At 64.5% G+C, this 16,268-nt stretch carries 15 protein-coding genes and 1 other RNA gene; 12 read left to right on the top strand and 4 right to left on the bottom strand.

All coding sequences use genetic code 11. The annotated features are described in order from the left end of the window. Positions 1 to 2 precede the first annotated feature (2 nt). Together ftsY and RBA40_RS21270 are read right to left on the bottom strand one after the other, a co-directional pair. Positions 3 to 1,166, bottom strand: coding sequence for a signal recognition particle-docking protein FtsY (ftsY, locus tag RBA40_RS21275; RefSeq protein ID WP_306649738.1), 1,164 nt, complete (start codon positions 1,164 to 1,166; stop codon positions 3 to 5). A 134-nt stretch (positions 1,167 to 1,300) separates the two neighbouring features. Further along, positions 1,301 to 2,242, bottom strand: coding sequence for a MerR family transcriptional regulator (locus tag RBA40_RS21270; RefSeq protein WP_306649737.1), 942 nt, complete (start codon positions 2,240 to 2,242; stop codon positions 1,301 to 1,303). A gap of 303 nt (positions 2,243 to 2,545) precedes the next feature. On the opposite strand from RBA40_RS21270, the gene RBA40_RS21265 reads away from it, so the two are divergent. The 9 genes from RBA40_RS21265 to RBA40_RS21225 all read left to right on the top strand — a co-directional run bounded on the left by RBA40_RS21265 (position 2,546) and on the right by RBA40_RS21225 (position 9,734). Beyond that, positions 2,546 to 3,844 carry an NAD(P)/FAD-dependent oxidoreductase gene (locus RBA40_RS21265; protein ID WP_306649736.1) on the top strand — a complete coding sequence of 433 codons (1,299 nt, stop codon included), beginning with the start codon at positions 2,546 to 2,548 and terminating at the stop codon, positions 3,842 to 3,844. Further along, the gene (locus tag RBA40_RS21260; protein ID WP_306649735.1) at positions 3,831 to 4,637 is read left to right on the top strand and encodes a DUF1365 domain-containing protein; all 807 of its coding nucleotides are present in this window, start codon (positions 3,831 to 3,833) and stop codon (positions 4,635 to 4,637) included. Before RBA40_RS21265 ends, RBA40_RS21260 begins: the two co-directional genes overlap by 14 nt. Then, a complete protein-coding gene (locus RBA40_RS21255; RefSeq protein ID WP_306649734.1) occupies positions 4,634 to 5,866 on the top strand; it encodes an SAM-dependent methyltransferase in 1,233 nt (410 codons plus the stop codon). The genes RBA40_RS21260 and RBA40_RS21255 overlap by 4 nt, the downstream gene beginning before the upstream one ends. Before the next feature lie 13 nt (positions 5,867 to 5,879). Then, a complete protein-coding gene (locus RBA40_RS21250; RefSeq protein WP_306649733.1) occupies positions 5,880 to 6,404 on the top strand; it encodes a chalcone isomerase family protein in 525 nt (174 codons plus the stop codon). Beyond that, positions 6,401 to 7,636, top strand: a complete 1,236-nt coding sequence (locus RBA40_RS21245; RefSeq protein ID WP_306649732.1) for an MFS transporter — start codon at positions 6,401 to 6,403, stop codon at positions 7,634 to 7,636. The genes RBA40_RS21250 and RBA40_RS21245 overlap by 4 nt, the downstream gene beginning before the upstream one ends. Positions 7,637 to 7,654: 18 nt before the next feature. After that, positions 7,655 to 8,209, top strand: coding sequence for a DUF3833 domain-containing protein (locus tag RBA40_RS21240; protein WP_306649731.1), 555 nt, complete (start codon positions 7,655 to 7,657; stop codon positions 8,207 to 8,209). Next, positions 8,206 to 8,973, top strand: coding sequence for an SDR family NAD(P)-dependent oxidoreductase (locus tag RBA40_RS21235; RefSeq protein ID WP_306649730.1), 768 nt, complete (start codon positions 8,206 to 8,208; stop codon positions 8,971 to 8,973). The genes RBA40_RS21240 and RBA40_RS21235 overlap by 4 nt, the downstream gene beginning before the upstream one ends. Beyond that, positions 8,970 to 9,404, top strand: a complete 435-nt coding sequence (locus RBA40_RS21230) for a nuclear transport factor 2 family protein (protein WP_306649729.1) — start codon at positions 8,970 to 8,972, stop codon at positions 9,402 to 9,404. The genes RBA40_RS21235 and RBA40_RS21230 overlap by 4 nt, the downstream gene beginning before the upstream one ends. A 102-nt stretch (positions 9,405 to 9,506) precedes the next feature. Next, entirely contained in the window at positions 9,507 to 9,734 is a 228-nt protein-coding gene (locus RBA40_RS21225) for a hypothetical protein (RefSeq protein WP_099874436.1), read from the top strand. 107 nt (positions 9,735 to 9,841) lie between these two features. Here the strand turns inward: RBA40_RS21225 and RBA40_RS21220 are convergent, their stop codons facing one another. Beyond that, positions 9,842 to 11,545, bottom strand: a complete 1,704-nt coding sequence (locus RBA40_RS21220) for a thiamine pyrophosphate-binding protein (RefSeq protein WP_306649728.1) — start codon at positions 11,543 to 11,545, stop codon at positions 9,842 to 9,844. Between the two features lie 191 nt (positions 11,546 to 11,736). Here RBA40_RS21220 and RBA40_RS21215 point away from each other — a divergent pair, with 191 nt between their 5' ends. Continuing rightward, the gene (locus tag RBA40_RS21215) at positions 11,737 to 13,062 is read left to right on the top strand and encodes a hemolysin family protein (protein WP_306649727.1); all 1,326 of its coding nucleotides are present in this window, start codon (positions 11,737 to 11,739) and stop codon (positions 13,060 to 13,062) included. A gap of 58 nt (positions 13,063 to 13,120) precedes the next feature. Here the strand turns inward: RBA40_RS21215 and RBA40_RS21210 are convergent, their stop codons facing one another. After that, positions 13,121 to 14,557 (bottom strand): pectate lyase family protein, encoded by a 1,437-nt coding sequence (locus RBA40_RS21210; protein WP_306649726.1) that lies wholly within the window; start codon positions 14,555 to 14,557, stop codon positions 13,121 to 13,123. Positions 14,558 to 14,723: 166 nt separating this feature from the next. Between RBA40_RS21210 and rnpB the strand changes: the two genes are divergently transcribed. Both rnpB and mraZ read left to right on the top strand, forming a co-directional pair. Then, an RNA gene (rnpB, locus tag RBA40_RS21205) (RNase P RNA component class A) lies at positions 14,724 to 15,076 on the top strand. A gap of 751 nt (positions 15,077 to 15,827) precedes the next feature. Next, positions 15,828 to 16,256 carry a division/cell wall cluster transcriptional repressor MraZ gene (gene mraZ, locus RBA40_RS21200; protein WP_054266448.1) on the top strand — a complete coding sequence of 143 codons (429 nt, stop codon included), beginning with the start codon at positions 15,828 to 15,830 and terminating at the stop codon, positions 16,254 to 16,256. Positions 16,257 to 16,268: the final 12 nt, after the last annotated feature.

The raw sequence follows: 16,268 nt of genomic DNA, 5'->3' as shown, positions 1-16,268 counted from the left end.
GCTTATCCCAGCAGCGCCTCGACGAATTCGTCGGCGCTGAACGGTTGCAGGTCTTCGATTTTTTCGCCGACCCCGATGAAATACACGGGAATCGGGCGCGTGCGGGCAATCGCGGCCAGCACGCCGCCCTTGGCGGTGCCGTCCAGCTTGGTGATCACGAGGCCGGTCAGCTGCAGCGCATCGTCGAAGGCCTTGACCTGGGCCAGGGCATTCTGACCGGTGTTGCCGTCGATGACCAGCAGCACTTCGTGCGGGGCGCCATCCATGCCCTTGCCGATCACGCGCTTGATCTTTTTCAATTCTTCCATCAGGTGCAGCTGGGTCGGCAGGCGGCCGGCCGTGTCGACCATGACCACATCCATCTTGCGCGCTTTGCCCGATTGCACGGCATCGAAGGCCACGGCGGCCGGGTCGCCCGATTCCTGGGCGATCACGGTGACGTTGTTGCGCTGGCCCCAGACCATCAATTGCTCGCGCGCGGCGGCGCGGAAGGTGTCGCCGGCGGCCAGCAGCACCGACTGCTCGTACTTCTGCATGTGCTTGGCGAGCTTGCCGATGGTGGTGGTCTTGCCGGCGCCGTTCACGCCCGCGATCATCATCACCAGCGGTTCGTGGCGGCCCAGTTCGAGCGGCTTGACCAGGGGACGCAGCATGTCGGTCATGAGTACCTTGAGCGCGGCCTTGACGGCGGCCGCGTCGAGCAGCTTGTCTTCTTTTACCTTGCGGCGCAGCTCGGTGAGCAGGAAATCGGTGGCGTCCATGCCAGCGTCGGACATCAGCAGGGCCGCTTCCAGCTCTTCGTACAGGTCTTCGTCGATGCGCGCGCCCACGAACAGCAGGCTCAGATTGTTCGAGGTTTTCGACAGGCCCGCTTTCAGGCGCGCCATCCAGGAGCTTTTGCTGTCGGCATCATTGCCGAGGCGCTCGGCGGTTTCCGGAATCAGCTCGCTGCCGAAGGCGGGCAGCGGTGCTGGCGCGACGAAGGTCGAGGTGGTGCCGTAACGGCGTGACGGCGTTGCCGCTGGTGCAGGCAGGTCCGGCGCGGCCGCGGGTTGCACGATTGGTGCGGGTATGGGCTGGACAGGCACGGCCGGTACAGGCGGAGCGCTCTGCGGTGGCGGCGGAAGATCGGGAGCGGGCGGTTTTTTCTTAAAAAAACTAAACATGGGAATGTGTTGGAGGGCGCAGCATGCTGATGCCCGGCGGCGCCGGGCACGACGAAATCGATGCCGCGTATTTTACCAGAGCAGGGCCGGGTTTCCCCTGCCGGGCTGGCCGGCAGCGTCGATTGCTCGCCCGCCTAAGCGCTAAGCGCGCTGTTCTGTGCCCGCCAGCGCGCCACCGCCGCATCGATGTCGTGCAGGTCGAGCACGCGGTTGGGCCCGAGCTGGCGCCGGGCCAGCGCGGCGCAGCTGCCGCCGGCCCACACCTGCACGCTCTCGCCCAGCCGGTTTTGCAGCTCCCCCACATTGTCGACCGCCGCGCGCGGCGACATCACGCTCGAAAACGACAGCGCCACGATATCGGCGCGCTGCACCCGCGCCGCCTCGACGATATCGGCCAACGGCGTCTGCACGCCGAGCGAGACGCAGTGCGCCCCTTCCAGCGCGAACAGCGCTTCGGCCATCAGCAGGCCCAGGCCGTGGCGTTCCTGGGGCACGGTGGTAAGCAGGATGCGCGGGGCGGCGTCGATCTGGCCGGTCTGCTGGTTGGCCGCGAAGATCGCGTTGCGCATCACGCTTTGCAGCAGTTCGGCGAACAGGTGTTCTTCAAAAATGGCCAGGCCGCCGGCGGCCCAGGTTTCGCCCACCAGCGTGGTCAGCGGCGCCACCAGTTCCAGCACGAAGCGGCGCAAGCCCAGCTGCAGCAGCGACTGGGCCATTTTCTGGCGCAGCTCGTGCATCTGGTGCGCCTTGATCATGACCAGGCACTGGCGCAGCACCGGATCGTCGGCGTCGGCGGCAATGGTGCCGGTGCCGGACTTGCTGGCCATGCTGCTCAGCTCTTCGGTGTCCAAATGCATGATCTTGCCGGGGCGGTAACCCATGTCCAGCAGGCGCTTGACCACCCGCAGGCGCGCCACCTGGTCGAGCGGATACAGGCGCTCGCCGTTGGCGTCGCGCTGCGGCTGCGGAAAGTTATAGCGCCGTTCCCACACGCGCAGCGTTTCCTTGGGGATGCCGGTATCCCGTTCCACGTCGCTGATGCTGCTGAAGACGGCAGTGGTCTGTGCTTGGCTCATTGTCGCATTCATCGTTTGTTCAGGACATCGTCCCGATTGTAAGTCGAAATAATAAACAAAAAACTACTCTTTGTATCAGCTTGTTTCTCACGGGTCGCCGCCGGCGCCACATGATGCCATGCCTCTTGATATTCCTGCTTGGTAATAAATCGTGTTTCTTGAATCCAATTTCCCACCCACGACGTATAAATCAATGACAGTTCAGTTTGTCATGGACAAACTGTTGACATATTTCATTATTTCACGGATTATCCGTCAGGTGGCAAGTTTGTCCTAGACAAAACAAAGAAAACAGGTGGAGCGATGAAGATAGCGGTGATTGGGGCAGGGATTTCAGGTTTGTCGTGCGCATACCGGCTTGTCCAGGGCGGGGCGGACGTGACCCTGTATGAAGCGGGTGCTTACTTCGGTGGCCACAGCAACACGGTGGACGTGACCCTCGATGGCATCACGCATGGCGTGGACACCGGCTTTTTGGTGTTCAACGAGCGCACCTACCCGAACCTGATCGCCCTGTTCGCCGAACTTGGCGTGGAAACGGCGCCCAGCGACATGTCGTTCTCGGTCAAGCTGCCGCTCGGGACGGAGCGCGGCGCGCGCATGCTGGAATGGGCCGGCAGCAATCTCGACACCGTGTTCGCCCAGCGCGGCAACCTGCTGCGTCCGCGCTTCCTGGGCATGGTGCGCGACATCCTGCGCTTCAACCGCCACGCCACCAGCCTGGCCGTGGCCAACCGCATGCCGGCCATGTCGCTGGGCGACTTCCTCGACCAGCATGGCTATAGCGCCCAGTTCCGCGCCTGGTACCTGCTGCCGATGGCGGCCTGCATCTGGTCGTGCCCCTCTGACCAGATGCTGGCCTTCCCGGTGGCGACCTTCATCCGCTTCTGCCACAACCACGGCTTGCTGCAGGTGAGCGACCGGCCCCAGTGGCGCACCGTGCGCGGCGGTTCGCGCAACTATGTCGACAAACTGCTCGCCGCCATTCCCCAGCGCCGCCTGGCGTCCCCGGTCACCGGCGTGACGCGCAACCCGGCCGGCGGCGCGCGCTCGGTGCGCGTCGATACCGCCATCGAAAGCGAGCAGTTCGACCATGTCGTCATGGCTTGCCACAGCGACCAGTCGCTGGCGCTGCTGGGAGACGCGCGCGACGACGAGCGGTCGGTGCTGGCGGCGGTGCGCTACCAGCCCAACCGCGCCGTGCTGCATACGGACGCCAGCTGCCTGCCGCGCAGCCGCAAGGCCTGGTCGGCCTGGAATTACCAGAGCACGGCCTCGGTCACGCCGCAGGTATGCGTGCACTACCTGCTCAACGAGCTGCAGCCGCTGCCGTTTACAACGCCGGTGATCGTCTCGCTCAACCCGATCGATGAGCCGAACCGTGCCCGCGTGCTGGCGTCGTTCGACTACGCGCACCCGGTGTTCGACGACGCCGCCGTAGCCGCGCAAACGCGCCTGGCCGGATTCCAGGGCCACCAGAACACCTGGTTCGCAGGCGCCTGGACCGGCTACGGCTTCCATGAAGATGGTCTCAAGTCCGGCCTTGCCGCCGCCGCCGCGCTGACGGGCCTGATGCAGGGCGCGCAGCATGCGGCGGCCTGACCCCGCCGTCGATGCGCGCGCGCAGCTGTGCTTCGGCCAGGTGCGCCATACGCGCCTGCGCCCGGTGGCCAATGCGTTTGCCTACGCCACCTATTACGTGCGCCTGCCGCTGCGCGCGATGGGTGCGCAGGGTTTCGGCTGCGCGCTGTTTTCGCGCAACCGCTTCAATCTGCTGTCCTTTTCCGACGCCGACCATGGCGACGGCAAGGCCCCGCTGGTCGACTGGATCGACGCGCTGCTGCACAAGGAAGGCATTCTCGACGCCGATGGCGAGGTATGGCTGCAAACCATGCCGCGGGTGCTCGGCTTCGTGTTCAATCCGGTCTCGTTCTGGTTTTGCCACCGGCGTGACGGCGCCCTGCGCGCGCTGGTGTGCGACGTGCGCAATACCTTCGGCGAACGCCACTTTTATCTGCTCGACAGCGGCGCCGACATCGCCAACGGCCAGGAACTGCATGCGCGCAAGGTGTTCCACGTGTCGCCGTTCTGCCAGGTGCAGGGCGGCTACCGCTTCCGCTTCACGCACGTGCGGCGCTTGAACGATGGCCTGCCGCAGGACAGCACCCTGGCCTGCATCGATTACGACGATGCCGACGGCGCGCTGCTGCAAACGAGCCTGTCCGGCAGCGCCACGCCGATCACCTCAGGCAGCGCCGCGCGCGCCTTCTTCGGCTTTCCGCTGATGACGGCCGGCGTGGTGGCGCGCATTCATATTCAGGCGCTGCGCCTCTGGCTGCGGCGCGTCCCGTTCTTTTCCAAACCGACTCCACCCCAACATAAGGTAACCCGATGAGCTCCCAATCCCTGCCATCGCTTGCACCGGCCGCGTCCAGCCTGCGCACCGCCACGTCCGCGCCCTCGTCCGCCAAGCTCATTGTCAAGCTGCTCGAGAACCTGAAACACGGCGCGCTGACATTGACCACGCCGGACGGCGCGCAGCGTCACTTCGGCGACGAGTCGGTGCCCGTCATCCTGGAGCTGAACAACTGGAACTGCTTTTCCGCGGCCATGCGCTCGGGCGACATCGGCTTTGCGCAAGCCTATATCGACGGCGGCTGGAACACCAACAACCTGACCGGCCTGATCGCCCTGCTGGCGCGCAACCGCGCCGCCATCGAGACGCTGGTCTACGGCAGCTGGTGGGGCAGCCTGGCCTACCGCATCAAGCACCTCCTGAACCGCAACAGCAAGGCCGGCAGCCGCAAGAACATCCACGCCCACTACGACATCGGCAACGCGTTCTATAAGTTGTGGCTCGATCCGTCGATGACGTATTCGAGCGCCCTGTACACCGAAGCCAGCGGGCGCGACCTGGAACAGGCGCAGAAGGCAAAGTACCGCAGCATCCTGCGCCAGCTGGAGGTTTCACCCGGCCAGAAGGTGCTTGAAATCGGCTGCGGCTGGGGCGGATTCGCCGAACTGGCGGCGCGCGAGGGCGAGGTGCATGTGACGGGACTGACCCTGTCGGAGCAGCAGCTGGCCTACGCCAAGAACCGCCTGGAACAAGCCGGCCTGCTCGACCAGACCGACCTGCGCCTGTGCGACTACCGCGACAGCGCCGGCCAGTACGATGCGATTGCCTCGATCGAGATGTTCGAGGCGGTGGGCGAGAGCTACTGGCCCAGCTACTTCGAGTGCATCGCGCGCAACCTCAAATCGGGCGGGCGCGCCTGCATCCAGACCATCGTCATCGCCGACGAATTGTTCGAGCGCTATCGCAAGGGCACGGACTTCATCCAGCAGTTCATTTTCCCGGGCGGGATGCTGCCGTCGCCATCGGTGTTCGAACGCATGGCTTTTGAATACGGCCTCACGGTGACGCACCAGCACCGCTTCGGCATCGATTACGCCGACACCCTGGTCGAATGGCGCAAGGCGTTCCACGCGCGCCTGGACGAGGTACGCGCGCAGGGCTTCGACGAGCGCTTCATCCGCACCTGGGAGTTTTACCTGTGCTACTGCGAGGCCGCGTTCCGCGAAAAGAATACCGACGTCATGCACTTCACCCTGACGAAAGCCTGAGATGCGGCGCCGCATGCTGTTGTCAGTGTTCGCGCTGCTGTCGATGCCGGCCTTCGGGGCAGCCGGCGCCGCCCCGGCCCACATCGAAGAAAACCTGTCGCAGGCGCGCCTGGCAGGCAAGGGCACCTACACCTGGTTCGGGCTGGCGATCTATGAAGCCGAACTGTGGGTGGGCGACAAAGGCTACCGCACCGACCTGCCGTTCGCGCTGGAGCTGCGCTATGCGCGCAAGCTCGATGGCGTCAAGATCGCCGAGGCCAGCGCCGACCAGATGGAAAAAATCGGCGCCGGTAGCGCGGTCCAGCGCGCCCAGTGGCTGGACAAGATGAAGACCATCTTCCCCGATGTGAAAGAAGGCACCCGCATCAGCGGGGTGTTCGTGCCCGGTGGGGGCGCGCGTTTTTACCTCGATGGCAAGGCGCTGGCCTCGGTGCCCGACCCGGAGTTCGCGCGCGCCTTTTTCGGCATCTGGCTCGACCCGGCCACCAGCGCACGCTCGCTGCGGGCCGCGCTGCTCAAACACGCTGGCGCGCGATGAGCCGGCTGTCGCTGCCGATGCTGCTGTCGTACGGCCTGTTCGGCCTGCCGCTGGCGATGGTCGCGCTGCCGATCTATGTTTACCTGCCCCAGTTCTACGCCGGACGCGCCGGGCTGTCGCTGGCGCTGATCGGCGCCGTGCTGCTGACCGCGCGCGTGGCCGCCGCCTTCATCGATCCGCTGCTCGGGTGGTGGATCGAGCGCGGGCAGGGCGCCTACGCGCGCTATGTGGCGCTGTCGCTGCCGGTACTGCTGGCCGGCTTCGTCGCGCTGTTCCACCCGCCGCCACTGGGAAGCCTGGCGACCATGGCCTGGTTTCTCGGCGCGCTGATGCTGGTGTACGTCGGTTTCAGCATCGCCACCATTGCGCACCAGAGCTGGGGCGCGGCGCTGACCCAGGCCCCGCTTGAGCGCGCGCGCGTGACTGGCGTGCGCGAAGCCTGCGGCCTGGTGGGCGTGGTGCTGGCGGCGGCGGTGACGGGCCAGGCGGGCTACGGCGCCCTGAGCGTGGCCTTCGCCGTCGCCCTGGCCGTGGGCGGCGCGTTGCTGCTGGCCAGGGCCGCGCGTCCGACCATCGGCGGGGCACCCGCGGCGCGGCCCGGCTGGCGCGCCATGACGGCGCCGTTTCGGGAGGCGCCGTTCCGGGCCCTGTTCGCGGTCCTGATCGTCAACGGCATCGCATCCGCGATTCCGGCCACGCTGTTCCTGTTCTTTGCGGCCGACCGGCTGCAGCTGGGCGCCATGTCCGGCCTGTTCCTGATTGTGTACTTCGGCGCGGCGGCGGCCTCCATGCCGCTGTGGATCGGCGCCGCCGCCCGTTTCGGCGAGGCGCGCGCCTGGGCCGCCGGCATGCTGCTGGCGGCCGCCGTTTTCGTCTGGGCGTTCGGGCTGGGCGCAGGGTCGGGCATCGCCTTCGGCGTGATCTGCCTGTTGTCCGGACTGGCGCTGGGCGCCGACCTGGCGCTGCCGCCGGCGCTGCTGGCCGGCGTGATCGGCGCGGCCGGGCATGCCGGCGGGCGCGAAGCGGCCTACTTCGGCGTATGGAACTGGGGCGTGCAAATGACGCTGGCGCTGGCCGCCGGCATCGCCTTGCCGCTGCTGGCGTGGCTCGGCTACGTGCCCGGCGCCGGGGGCGGAACCACCGCGCTGGCGGCCGCCTACGCGCTGCTGCCGTGCGCACTTAAATTGCTGGCCGCCGCCATGTTGTGGCGCGCGCCCCTGCGCCACTGTTAACTTATAAAGGATTGAACGATGACACTCTCAAAAATTTTCGCCGCCGGCGCCCTGGCGCTGGCCATCGCCGGCTGCAGCACGCCCACCCCCGAAACCTACGCGAAACAGTCGCCGAGCCTCGACATCACCCGGTATTTCAACGGCACGCTGGACGCGCACGGCATGTTCCAGGACCGCTCCGGTGAAGTCATCAAACGCTTCGTGGTGGTGATGCGCTGCCAGTGGAATGGCGACACGGGCGTGCTCGATGAAGATTTCGTGTACTCCGATGGCACGCGCCAGAAGCGCGTCTGGACGCTGACCAAAACCGGGCCGGGAACCTTCACGGCCACGGCGGCGGACGTCGTCGGCACCGCGCGCGGCACGGTGTCGGGCAATGCGCTGCGCTGGCAGTATGTGCTGGCGCTGCCGGTCGACGGCAAGGTGATCAACATGGACATGGACGACTGGATGTTCCTGATCGACGACAAGGTCATGCTGAACCGCACGGCGATGAGCAAGTTCGGCGTGAACCTGGGCAGCGTGACCCTGTCGTTCAGCAAGCGTCCCGCCACGGGCGTGGCGCCGCAATGAATCCGCGCATCAAAGAGTGGCGCGGGCGGCGCGTGTGGATGATCGGCGCATCGACCGGCATCGGCGAAGCGGCCGCGCACCTGCTGCTCGACCTGGGTGCGCGCGTGGCGTTTTCCGCGCGCAGCGCCGACAAGCTGGAACTGACGGTGGCGGGCAAGCCGCACGCGCTGGCGCTGGCGCTGGACGTGACCGACCGTGCCAGCGTCGACGCGGCCTGCCAGCGCATCGTGGCCGCGTGGGGCGGCATCGACCTGGTGCTGATCGCGGCCGGCGGCTACAACGAAATGCGGGCCGATGCGATCGACCTGGCGGCGGCCAACCGGATGATCGACCTGAACCTGCGCGGCGCTTTCAATTGCCTCGACGTGGCGCTGCCGCTGCTGATCAAGCAGGGCGCGGGCGGAATCGGCATTGTGGCGTCGGTGGCTGGCTACGGCGGGCTGCCCAAGGCGCTGGTGTACGGGCCGACCAAGGCGGCGCTGATCAATCTGTTCGAGTCGCTGTACCTCGATTTGCGTGCGCGCGGGATCGCGGTGTACCAGATCAATCCGGGCTTCGTCGACACGCCCCTGACGGCGAAGAACGACTTCAAGATGCCGGCCCTGATGAGCGCCGCCGATGCCGCGTATGCGATGGTGGAGGGGATCGAGCGCGGGGACTTCCACATTCATTTCCCCAAGCGCTTCACCAACAGCATGCGCCTGGCGCGGCTGCTGCCGTATCGCCTGTATTTCTGGCTGATTCACAAGGTGACGGGGTTATGAACCGCGCGCCTGAACTGGCACGGCTGGTGCACTTCTACGAGAATATCGAGCGCGCCTCGATGCGTGCGCAGCTGACGCGGATTTACGCGCCCGATGCGCAGTTCAAGGACCCGTTCAATGAGGTGTGCGGAATTGAGCCGATCATCGACATTTTCGTGCACATGTTCGCACAGGTCGAGCAGCCGCGCTTCGTGGTGACGTCGACCGTGCTGCAGGGCGACGACGCCTTCCTGACATGGGAGTTTCTGTTCCGGATGAAGCGCTTTTCCAAAGCGCCGCAATGCATCCGCGGCGCTACCCGGATCCGCTTCGATGCGGGCGGGGCTGTAATGACACATCGCGATTATTGGGATGCCGCCGAGGAGTTATATGAAAAGCTGCCATTAATAGGAAACGTCATGCGCTGGCTCAAACGTGCGACAAATAATTAGGCTGTATGAAGTGGCACACATATGCATCAATCCGACTCAAGATTCGCTATGCTTTTATCGGAAAAGGGTATAAATTATTACAAAACGATGACAGGAGGCAGTGTGAAAAGCCCAGACAATTTCAGCTTGTTGATTTCGCCGGAGACGATTCATGTGGCGGGGTCGATGTGGATACGCAACGTCATCGGATTGGCGTTTATCGCCACGGTGGCTTGTTTCTTTACGGCGCCCGTGACCGAAGCGCCAAGCGCCTACGACCGGCCGCTGCCTATGCCAGCCGAGCTTGGTCTTGAACTGCTGCCGCAAGCGCAGCTGCTCAGTCCGCAGTAACTCGTTCTTTCCCGATTTTCAAGACAAAGCGCATGGCCTGTCCGGCATGCGCTCCTTCTTGTGCTCGCTAACGATACCACTGGTATCGTTAGCGGGCTAACCTTCCCTTACTTGGCGGCCTTTGCAGCTTCAGCCGTCTTCCTGATGGTTTCCAGCGTCGCATTCGGCGTAATCAAATTCCCGTCGTAGCGCAGTTCGATCACCGCCGGCAGCGACTTGTCGCGCGTGTGCGCCAGCGCGCGTGCCAGGGCCGGGCCAAACTCCGCTGTCGCATTGACCACCTCGCCATGGGCGCCGTAAGCCTTGGCCAGTTCGGCAAAGTCCGGGTTATGCAAGCTGGTGCCCGACACCCGGCCCGGATAATCGCGCTCCTGGTGCATGCGGATGGTGCCGAACATGCCATTATTAAAGACGATGATAATCACGCCGGCTTTGTATTGCACCGCCGTGGCCAGCTCCTGGCCGTTCATCATGAATTCGCCATCGCCGGCAAAGGTCACCACAGTACGTGTCGGATCGACAATCTTTGCGGCTATTCCCGATGGAACGCTGTAACCCATCGCGCCATTCGTCGGCGCCAGCTGGGTACGCATGCCGCCATAGCGGTAAAAGCGGTGCGCCCATGATGCGTAATTACCGGCGCCATTGGTGATGATGGTATCGCGCGGCACTTGCGCCATCAATTCCTGCACCACTTGCCACAGGTCGAGCGGAGCCTTGCCATCCTTGAAGATCGGCGGCTGTTCCTGGTAGGCGGCCAGCTCGGCTTTCGCCTCGGCCACGCTGGCGCGCCAGGCGGACGCATCGACCGGTTCCATCGCGGCCAGCATGGCGCAGGCTTGCGCGGCGCCGCTGTTGATCATCAGATCGGCCTGGTAGACGCTGCCCAGTTCCTCGGCGTCGGCATGGAAATGCACCAGGCGCTGGGCCGGGACAGGCGAGGCCAGCAGGGTGTAGCCGCCGGTCGTCATTTCGCCCAGGCGCGGGCCGATGGCGATCACCAGGTCGGCGTTTTTCACGCGCGCGGCCAGTTTCGGATTGATGCCGATGCCTACGTCACCTATATAGTTGGGGTGGGCGTTGTCGAGCAGGTCCTGGAAGCGGAAGGTGCAGCCGACCGGCAGGGCGTTGGCTGCGGCGAAGCGTTGCAGGTCGGCGCAGGCCTGGGCGTTCCAGCTGGCGCCGCCAAGCAGCACGACCGGACTTTTGGCCCCGGCCAGCATCTCGCGCAGGGAGGCGATCTGCTCGCTTGACGGCGACGCCTGCACCGGCTGGTAGCGGCGCGTGTCGGCCACGCTGGCGGTGTCGATCAGCATGTCTTCCGGCAGCGCCAGCACCACCGGACCCGGTCGGCCGCTGGTGGCGACCTGGAAGGCGCGCGCAATGTATTCCGGAATGCGGTCGGCGCGGTCGATCTGGGTGACCCACTTGGCCATCTGGCCGTACATGCGGCGGTAGTCGATCTCCTGGAACGCTTCGCGGTCGATGAAATCGTTGCCGACCTGGCCGATGAACAGGATCATCGGGGTCGAATCCTGGTAGGCCGTGTGCACGCCGATCGAGGCGTTGGTGGCGCCCGGGCCGCGCGTGACGAAGCAGATGCCGGGCTTGCCGGTCAGCTTGCCGTAGGCTTCGGCCATGAACGCGGCGCCGCCTTCCTGGCGGTTGATGATGAAACGGATGTCGGAATCGTGCAGGGCGTCGAGCACATCGAGGTAGCTTTCGCCGGGAACCCCGAAGGCGGTGTCGACGCCGTGAATGTTGAGCGCATCGACCAGGATCTGGCCGCCACTGCGGGAAGGGTGCGTCATGTCGTCTCTGCCTTGATGGTTGAGTATGCGCCATTCTATGCGAGCCGATTCTCGCAAGCTTTTGAAATTACGACATTAAATATCAGAATTACTATCCCGGGCGAAGGGCGCGCGACATTGGCCTGCCTCAAACCCCGGCGATATGGCAGGGCTAACTTGGATGGATTCACCGTCCGCGCAAGCTACCTTCCATGGAATTGCTGATCATCCTCGTCCTCATCTTGCTCAATGGCGTGTTTTCCATGTCCGAGCTGGCGCTGGTGTCGGCCAAGCGGGTGCGGCTCGAGAAAATGGCCGGGGAGGGGCGCGGCGGCGCGCGCGCGGCGATGCAGCTGGCCGACGATCCCAGCGCCTTCCTCTCCACGGTCCAGATCGGCATTACCGTCATTTCCATCTTTAACGGCGCCTTCGGCGAAGCCTCGCTGACCGAACGCCTGGCGCCGCAACTGGCCGCGGTGCCGGTGCTGGCGCCGTATGCACGTCCGCTGGCGCTGGCCGTGGTGGTGGCCGGCATCACGCTGGTCTCGATCCTGCTCGGCGAGCTGGTCCCCAAGCGCATCGCGATCCAGTATCCCGAATTCGTGGCCTCCGTCATCGCGCCGCCCCTGCACGCGCTGTCGCGGGCGATGGCGCCCTTGGTGCGCCTGTTGTCGGCCTTGAGCGACCTGATCATGCGCGTTCTGGGCATGGGACGAGCGCCCGACAGCGCCCCGACCGCCGATGAAATCAGCGGCATGCTCAGGGAAAGCGCGGACGCCGGCGTGCTCGACAAGACCGAATCGGACATCGCCGAGCGCGCCCTGCGCCTGGACGACCAGCGTCTCGATGCGCTGATGACCCCGCGCGCCGATCTGCAGCTGATCGACCTCGATGGCGACCGCGGCGACAACCTGGCGCGCATCGCGGCCAGCCCGTTCAGCCGCTTTCCGGTGGTGCGCGGCGACCCGTCGCACGTGCTGGGGGTGGTCGACGCGGGCGAGCTGTTCGCCCAGGCGATCCGGCAGCGGGCGCTCGACGCCATCGATATCGGCGCTGCCATGCATCCGGCGCTGCTGGTGCCGGCCACGGTCAGCGCGCGCGGCTTGCTGGAACAGTTGCGCCAGCAGCACGCCGAGCTGGCGCTGGTGGTCGACGAGCACGGCCAGCTCAAGGGCATGGTCACCCTGAACGACCTGATGGCGGCGCTGATCGGCGTGCTGCCCGGGAACGAGGCGCGCGAACCGGACGCCGTGCGGCGCGACGATGGCAGCTGGCTGCTCGATGGCGACCTGCCGCTGGCGCGCCTGCGCGAGCTGCTCGCAATTGGCCCAGCGCTGCCCGGCGAAGCGAGCGGGGCCTATCAGACCCTGGCCGGGTTTGTGCTGGAGCAACTTGGGCATGTGCCCGCTGCGTCCGACCGTTTTGTGTGGGAACGCTATCGTTTCGAGGTGGTGGATATGGACCGGCACCGGATCGACCGGGTGCTGGTGTCTGAGCTGGGGGAGGCCGGCGGCGCTGCGCCGGCCCAGCCGCGCTAGCGCGCGAGGCTCATGTTCACAACGCCGCGGCCGGGGGCGGGCCGCGGCATTGCGGGGATTACCTGACGCTGAGCTTGCCGGCGCCTGCGTTACGCAGGACCGATTCGCGCACTTTCGACGCATCGATCACGGCCGGGGTGTACGGCAGGGTCCAGCCGATCGCGTTGCTGAACTTGCAGCTTTCGCCGCCCATGCCCAGTGCCGCGCCGTTCAGCTGGGAGCCGCTGTCGACGATGGCACCGGTTTTGCTGGACGAACCCGAAGCTTGGACCACATCGCCGCATTCCTTGGCGCCGATGACGTCGAAGGCATTGTGCTGCGACACGATCTTGGCCTTGTAACCCACGCCGATGCTGTAGTTGTGCGGGTACAGCTTGGCATCGCGGTCGCCCTGGAAGTAGTTGTTGTAGATGTGAACCTTACCGAAACGCACGCGCGGCGAACGGCCGGTGATGTCCAGATAATGATTGCCGTGGAAAGTCACCGTCAGGTGGCCATCGTCGGTGGTGGTGTCGTCGGACGAGCCGACCAGGGTGTTTTTCTCGTGCAGCTTGAACACATTGTTGGACACGGTCACGTAGTCGGCGCCGTTCTTGATGTCGAGCGAGCCATCGTGGCATTGCTTGAGTTTGCCATTCTCTTTCGGGAACTGGTCGTCGGTGCGCGGCGCATCGGTGAAGGTGTTGTGGTCGATCCAGACGTGGGTCGACTTGTCGACGTTCATGCCGTCATAGCGCGAGTTCCAGTTGCCGGTACTGGTATCTTTCGGGTCCCATACCGGGGCGATGTCGCATGGGTTGGCGATGGTCAGGTTGCGCACGATGACGTTATCCACGCCCTTGATCATGATGCGGCCGTTGACGATGCCCGCATTCGGACCCACGCCGATCAGGGTGCTGTTCGACGGCAGCGAAATCAGGCTGCGCACGCCCTGGTCGGCGACACTCTTGAACGGACCGTCGGCGGCCATGTCGATGGTGCCGTAGACCTTGATCTGCACCGGTTTGCCGCCCTCGGTCTTGAGTGCGGCCAGCAGTTGCGATGGCGTGCTGACCAGGAAGACATCCTTCTGTGCCGCCGCCGCGCCGCCGCGGGTGCCAGTGCCGTGGCTGGCCCATCCGGTTGGCGGGGCTGCTTGCGTCACCGGATCGGTGTCCGCTGGCGGGGTGGTCGGCGGCGTTGTTGGCGGCGTCGTTGGCGGGGTGGTCGGCGGCGTGGTGCCGCCATCGAGCGGGCCTAGCGCGCATTTCTTGTCGAGGCTCGGATAAGGATCGCTGCCGAACGTGGCGACGGTGCAGGCAACTTTGCCGCTGAGCGATTTGACGACCCATTTGTTTTTGATGCCGAATGACACCTTGCGTTTGCTGGCGCCGACGTCACAAGTTCCGCCCTGGGCGGCGCATTTCGAGAAACCTTCCGGCCAGTCCGCAGCATGGGCGGTGGCGCTGGCGAACAGGGTGGTGCTGATCAGTGCGACGAGGGGCAATAATTTCATTTGTTTCCTTTTTATAAATTTTCGATATTGTAATTGTATGTATGTACGGTGGGTAACTCGGCTGCGATCACATTTTTTACAGGATTGATATCGAAATCGGTATCAGTGGCGCGATGATCGCCGGAAACTTGGCCGTGATGGGCGGGGCGCGGTACAATGGAGGGGTGAAGCAGGCCAGACAGTCGCTGGCTGGCGCGTAATGCGTCGGCGGGAGGAAGGTCCGGACTCCATAGAGCAGGGTGACGGTTAATGGCCGTCCGCTGAAAGCCGACCGGCGCAAGCCGGGGAGTATAAGGCGAGGAATAGGGCCACAGAGACGAGCGTATTAAGTTACGGTGAAACGCGGTAACCTCCACCTGGAGCAATCCCAAATAGGCACGCGTTGAGGCGGCTCGCGGAGCGTGCGGGTAGGGAGCTTGAGCGCCGGAGTAATTCGGCGCCTAGAGGAATGGCTGTCATAGCGAATGCCTGCAAGGGTAGTCGCCGTAACAAAATCCGGCCTATCGGCCTGCTTCACATTGAACATCCGGCGCGCAATGCGCCGACGCAATCATGCCGCGCCCGCTGTCAGGGCGCGCGCACCCCAGTGGCGGTAGGCTGCAATCATTTCCCGCATATTCCGATCCTTGCGCTACTGAGCGCGTTTTCGCGCAGCAGCGTAATTACGTCAGGCCCGGCCACGTCAGGCCGGGCCACGTCAGGCCGGGCCACGTCAGGCCGCGCCACGTCAGGCCGGGCCACGTCAGGCCGCGCCACGTCAGGCCGCGCCACGTCAGGCCGGGCCACGTCAGGCCGGGCCACGTCAGGCCGCGCCACTTGGGCCAGGCCAGGCGGGGCCGCGTCAGCGCGCGTCGCGTCCAGCCGGGCCGCGCAAGGCCGCGTTTTACCTCCCGCGCAGCCTGTCTACCACAGTCCGGCCCGCGTATCGGACAAATCACTCATCCGTTGCGTAAAAGTAAGCAGATGTAATTATTTTAAGCTTTGTTGTGTCTCGCAAACCCATGTGTATAGATGAGGTTGAACATTCAGTGTCTTGTCTAAGTCTCTAATTTTTCGACATATTTTACTTTGAAGATCCTTCAAGGTAATGCGCTAAGTCCTTGACTTCATTAACAAAATTCCCTTTTAGCACGATTGAAAGCGCTTGACCGTCCAGATGGCTTCATCTAAAGTGGGCAACTGTGTGAAAAAGTGTAGTTTTGTGGGAGAAAAATGATGCTCCTGGCGCCAAAACACCGACTTCATAATAACTTTTCCAAGTAGGTAACTCGTGTTTCAAGGCGCGTCCGCAATCAATCTCGATGCGAAAGGCAGGATGTCCATTCCCGCCAAGCATCGCGACGCACTCGCAGTCCAGTGCGAAGGCCGCCTCACGCTTACCCGCCACCCGCACGGGTGCCTGCTGTTTTTTCCGCGTCCGGTGTGGGAATCGCACCGCGAGCAAATTGCCGCCTGGCCGATGTCGGCCCGCGCGTGGCAGCGTATTTTCCTCGGCAACGCTTGCGATGTCGAGCTCGACTCCGCCGGCCGCATCCTCATTTCCCCCGAGCTGCGCAGTGCCGTCGGCCTGACCCGCGAAGTCATGCTGCTGGGCATGGGCAGCCATTTCGAGATCTGGGATGCCGCCAAGCTGGCCGAAGACGAGCAAGCCGCCGTCGCCGGTGGCATGCCCGATGTGTTATCTAATTTTTCTTTCTAAGGCGCGCCGATG

Origin of the sequence: Massilia pseudoviolaceinigra (assembly GCF_030846505.1) — a bacterium.
Classification (GTDB): domain Bacteria; phylum Pseudomonadota; class Gammaproteobacteria; order Burkholderiales; family Burkholderiaceae_D; genus Telluria_A; species Telluria_A violaceinigra.
This window is presented reverse-complemented; position numbering and strand designations above follow the sequence as displayed.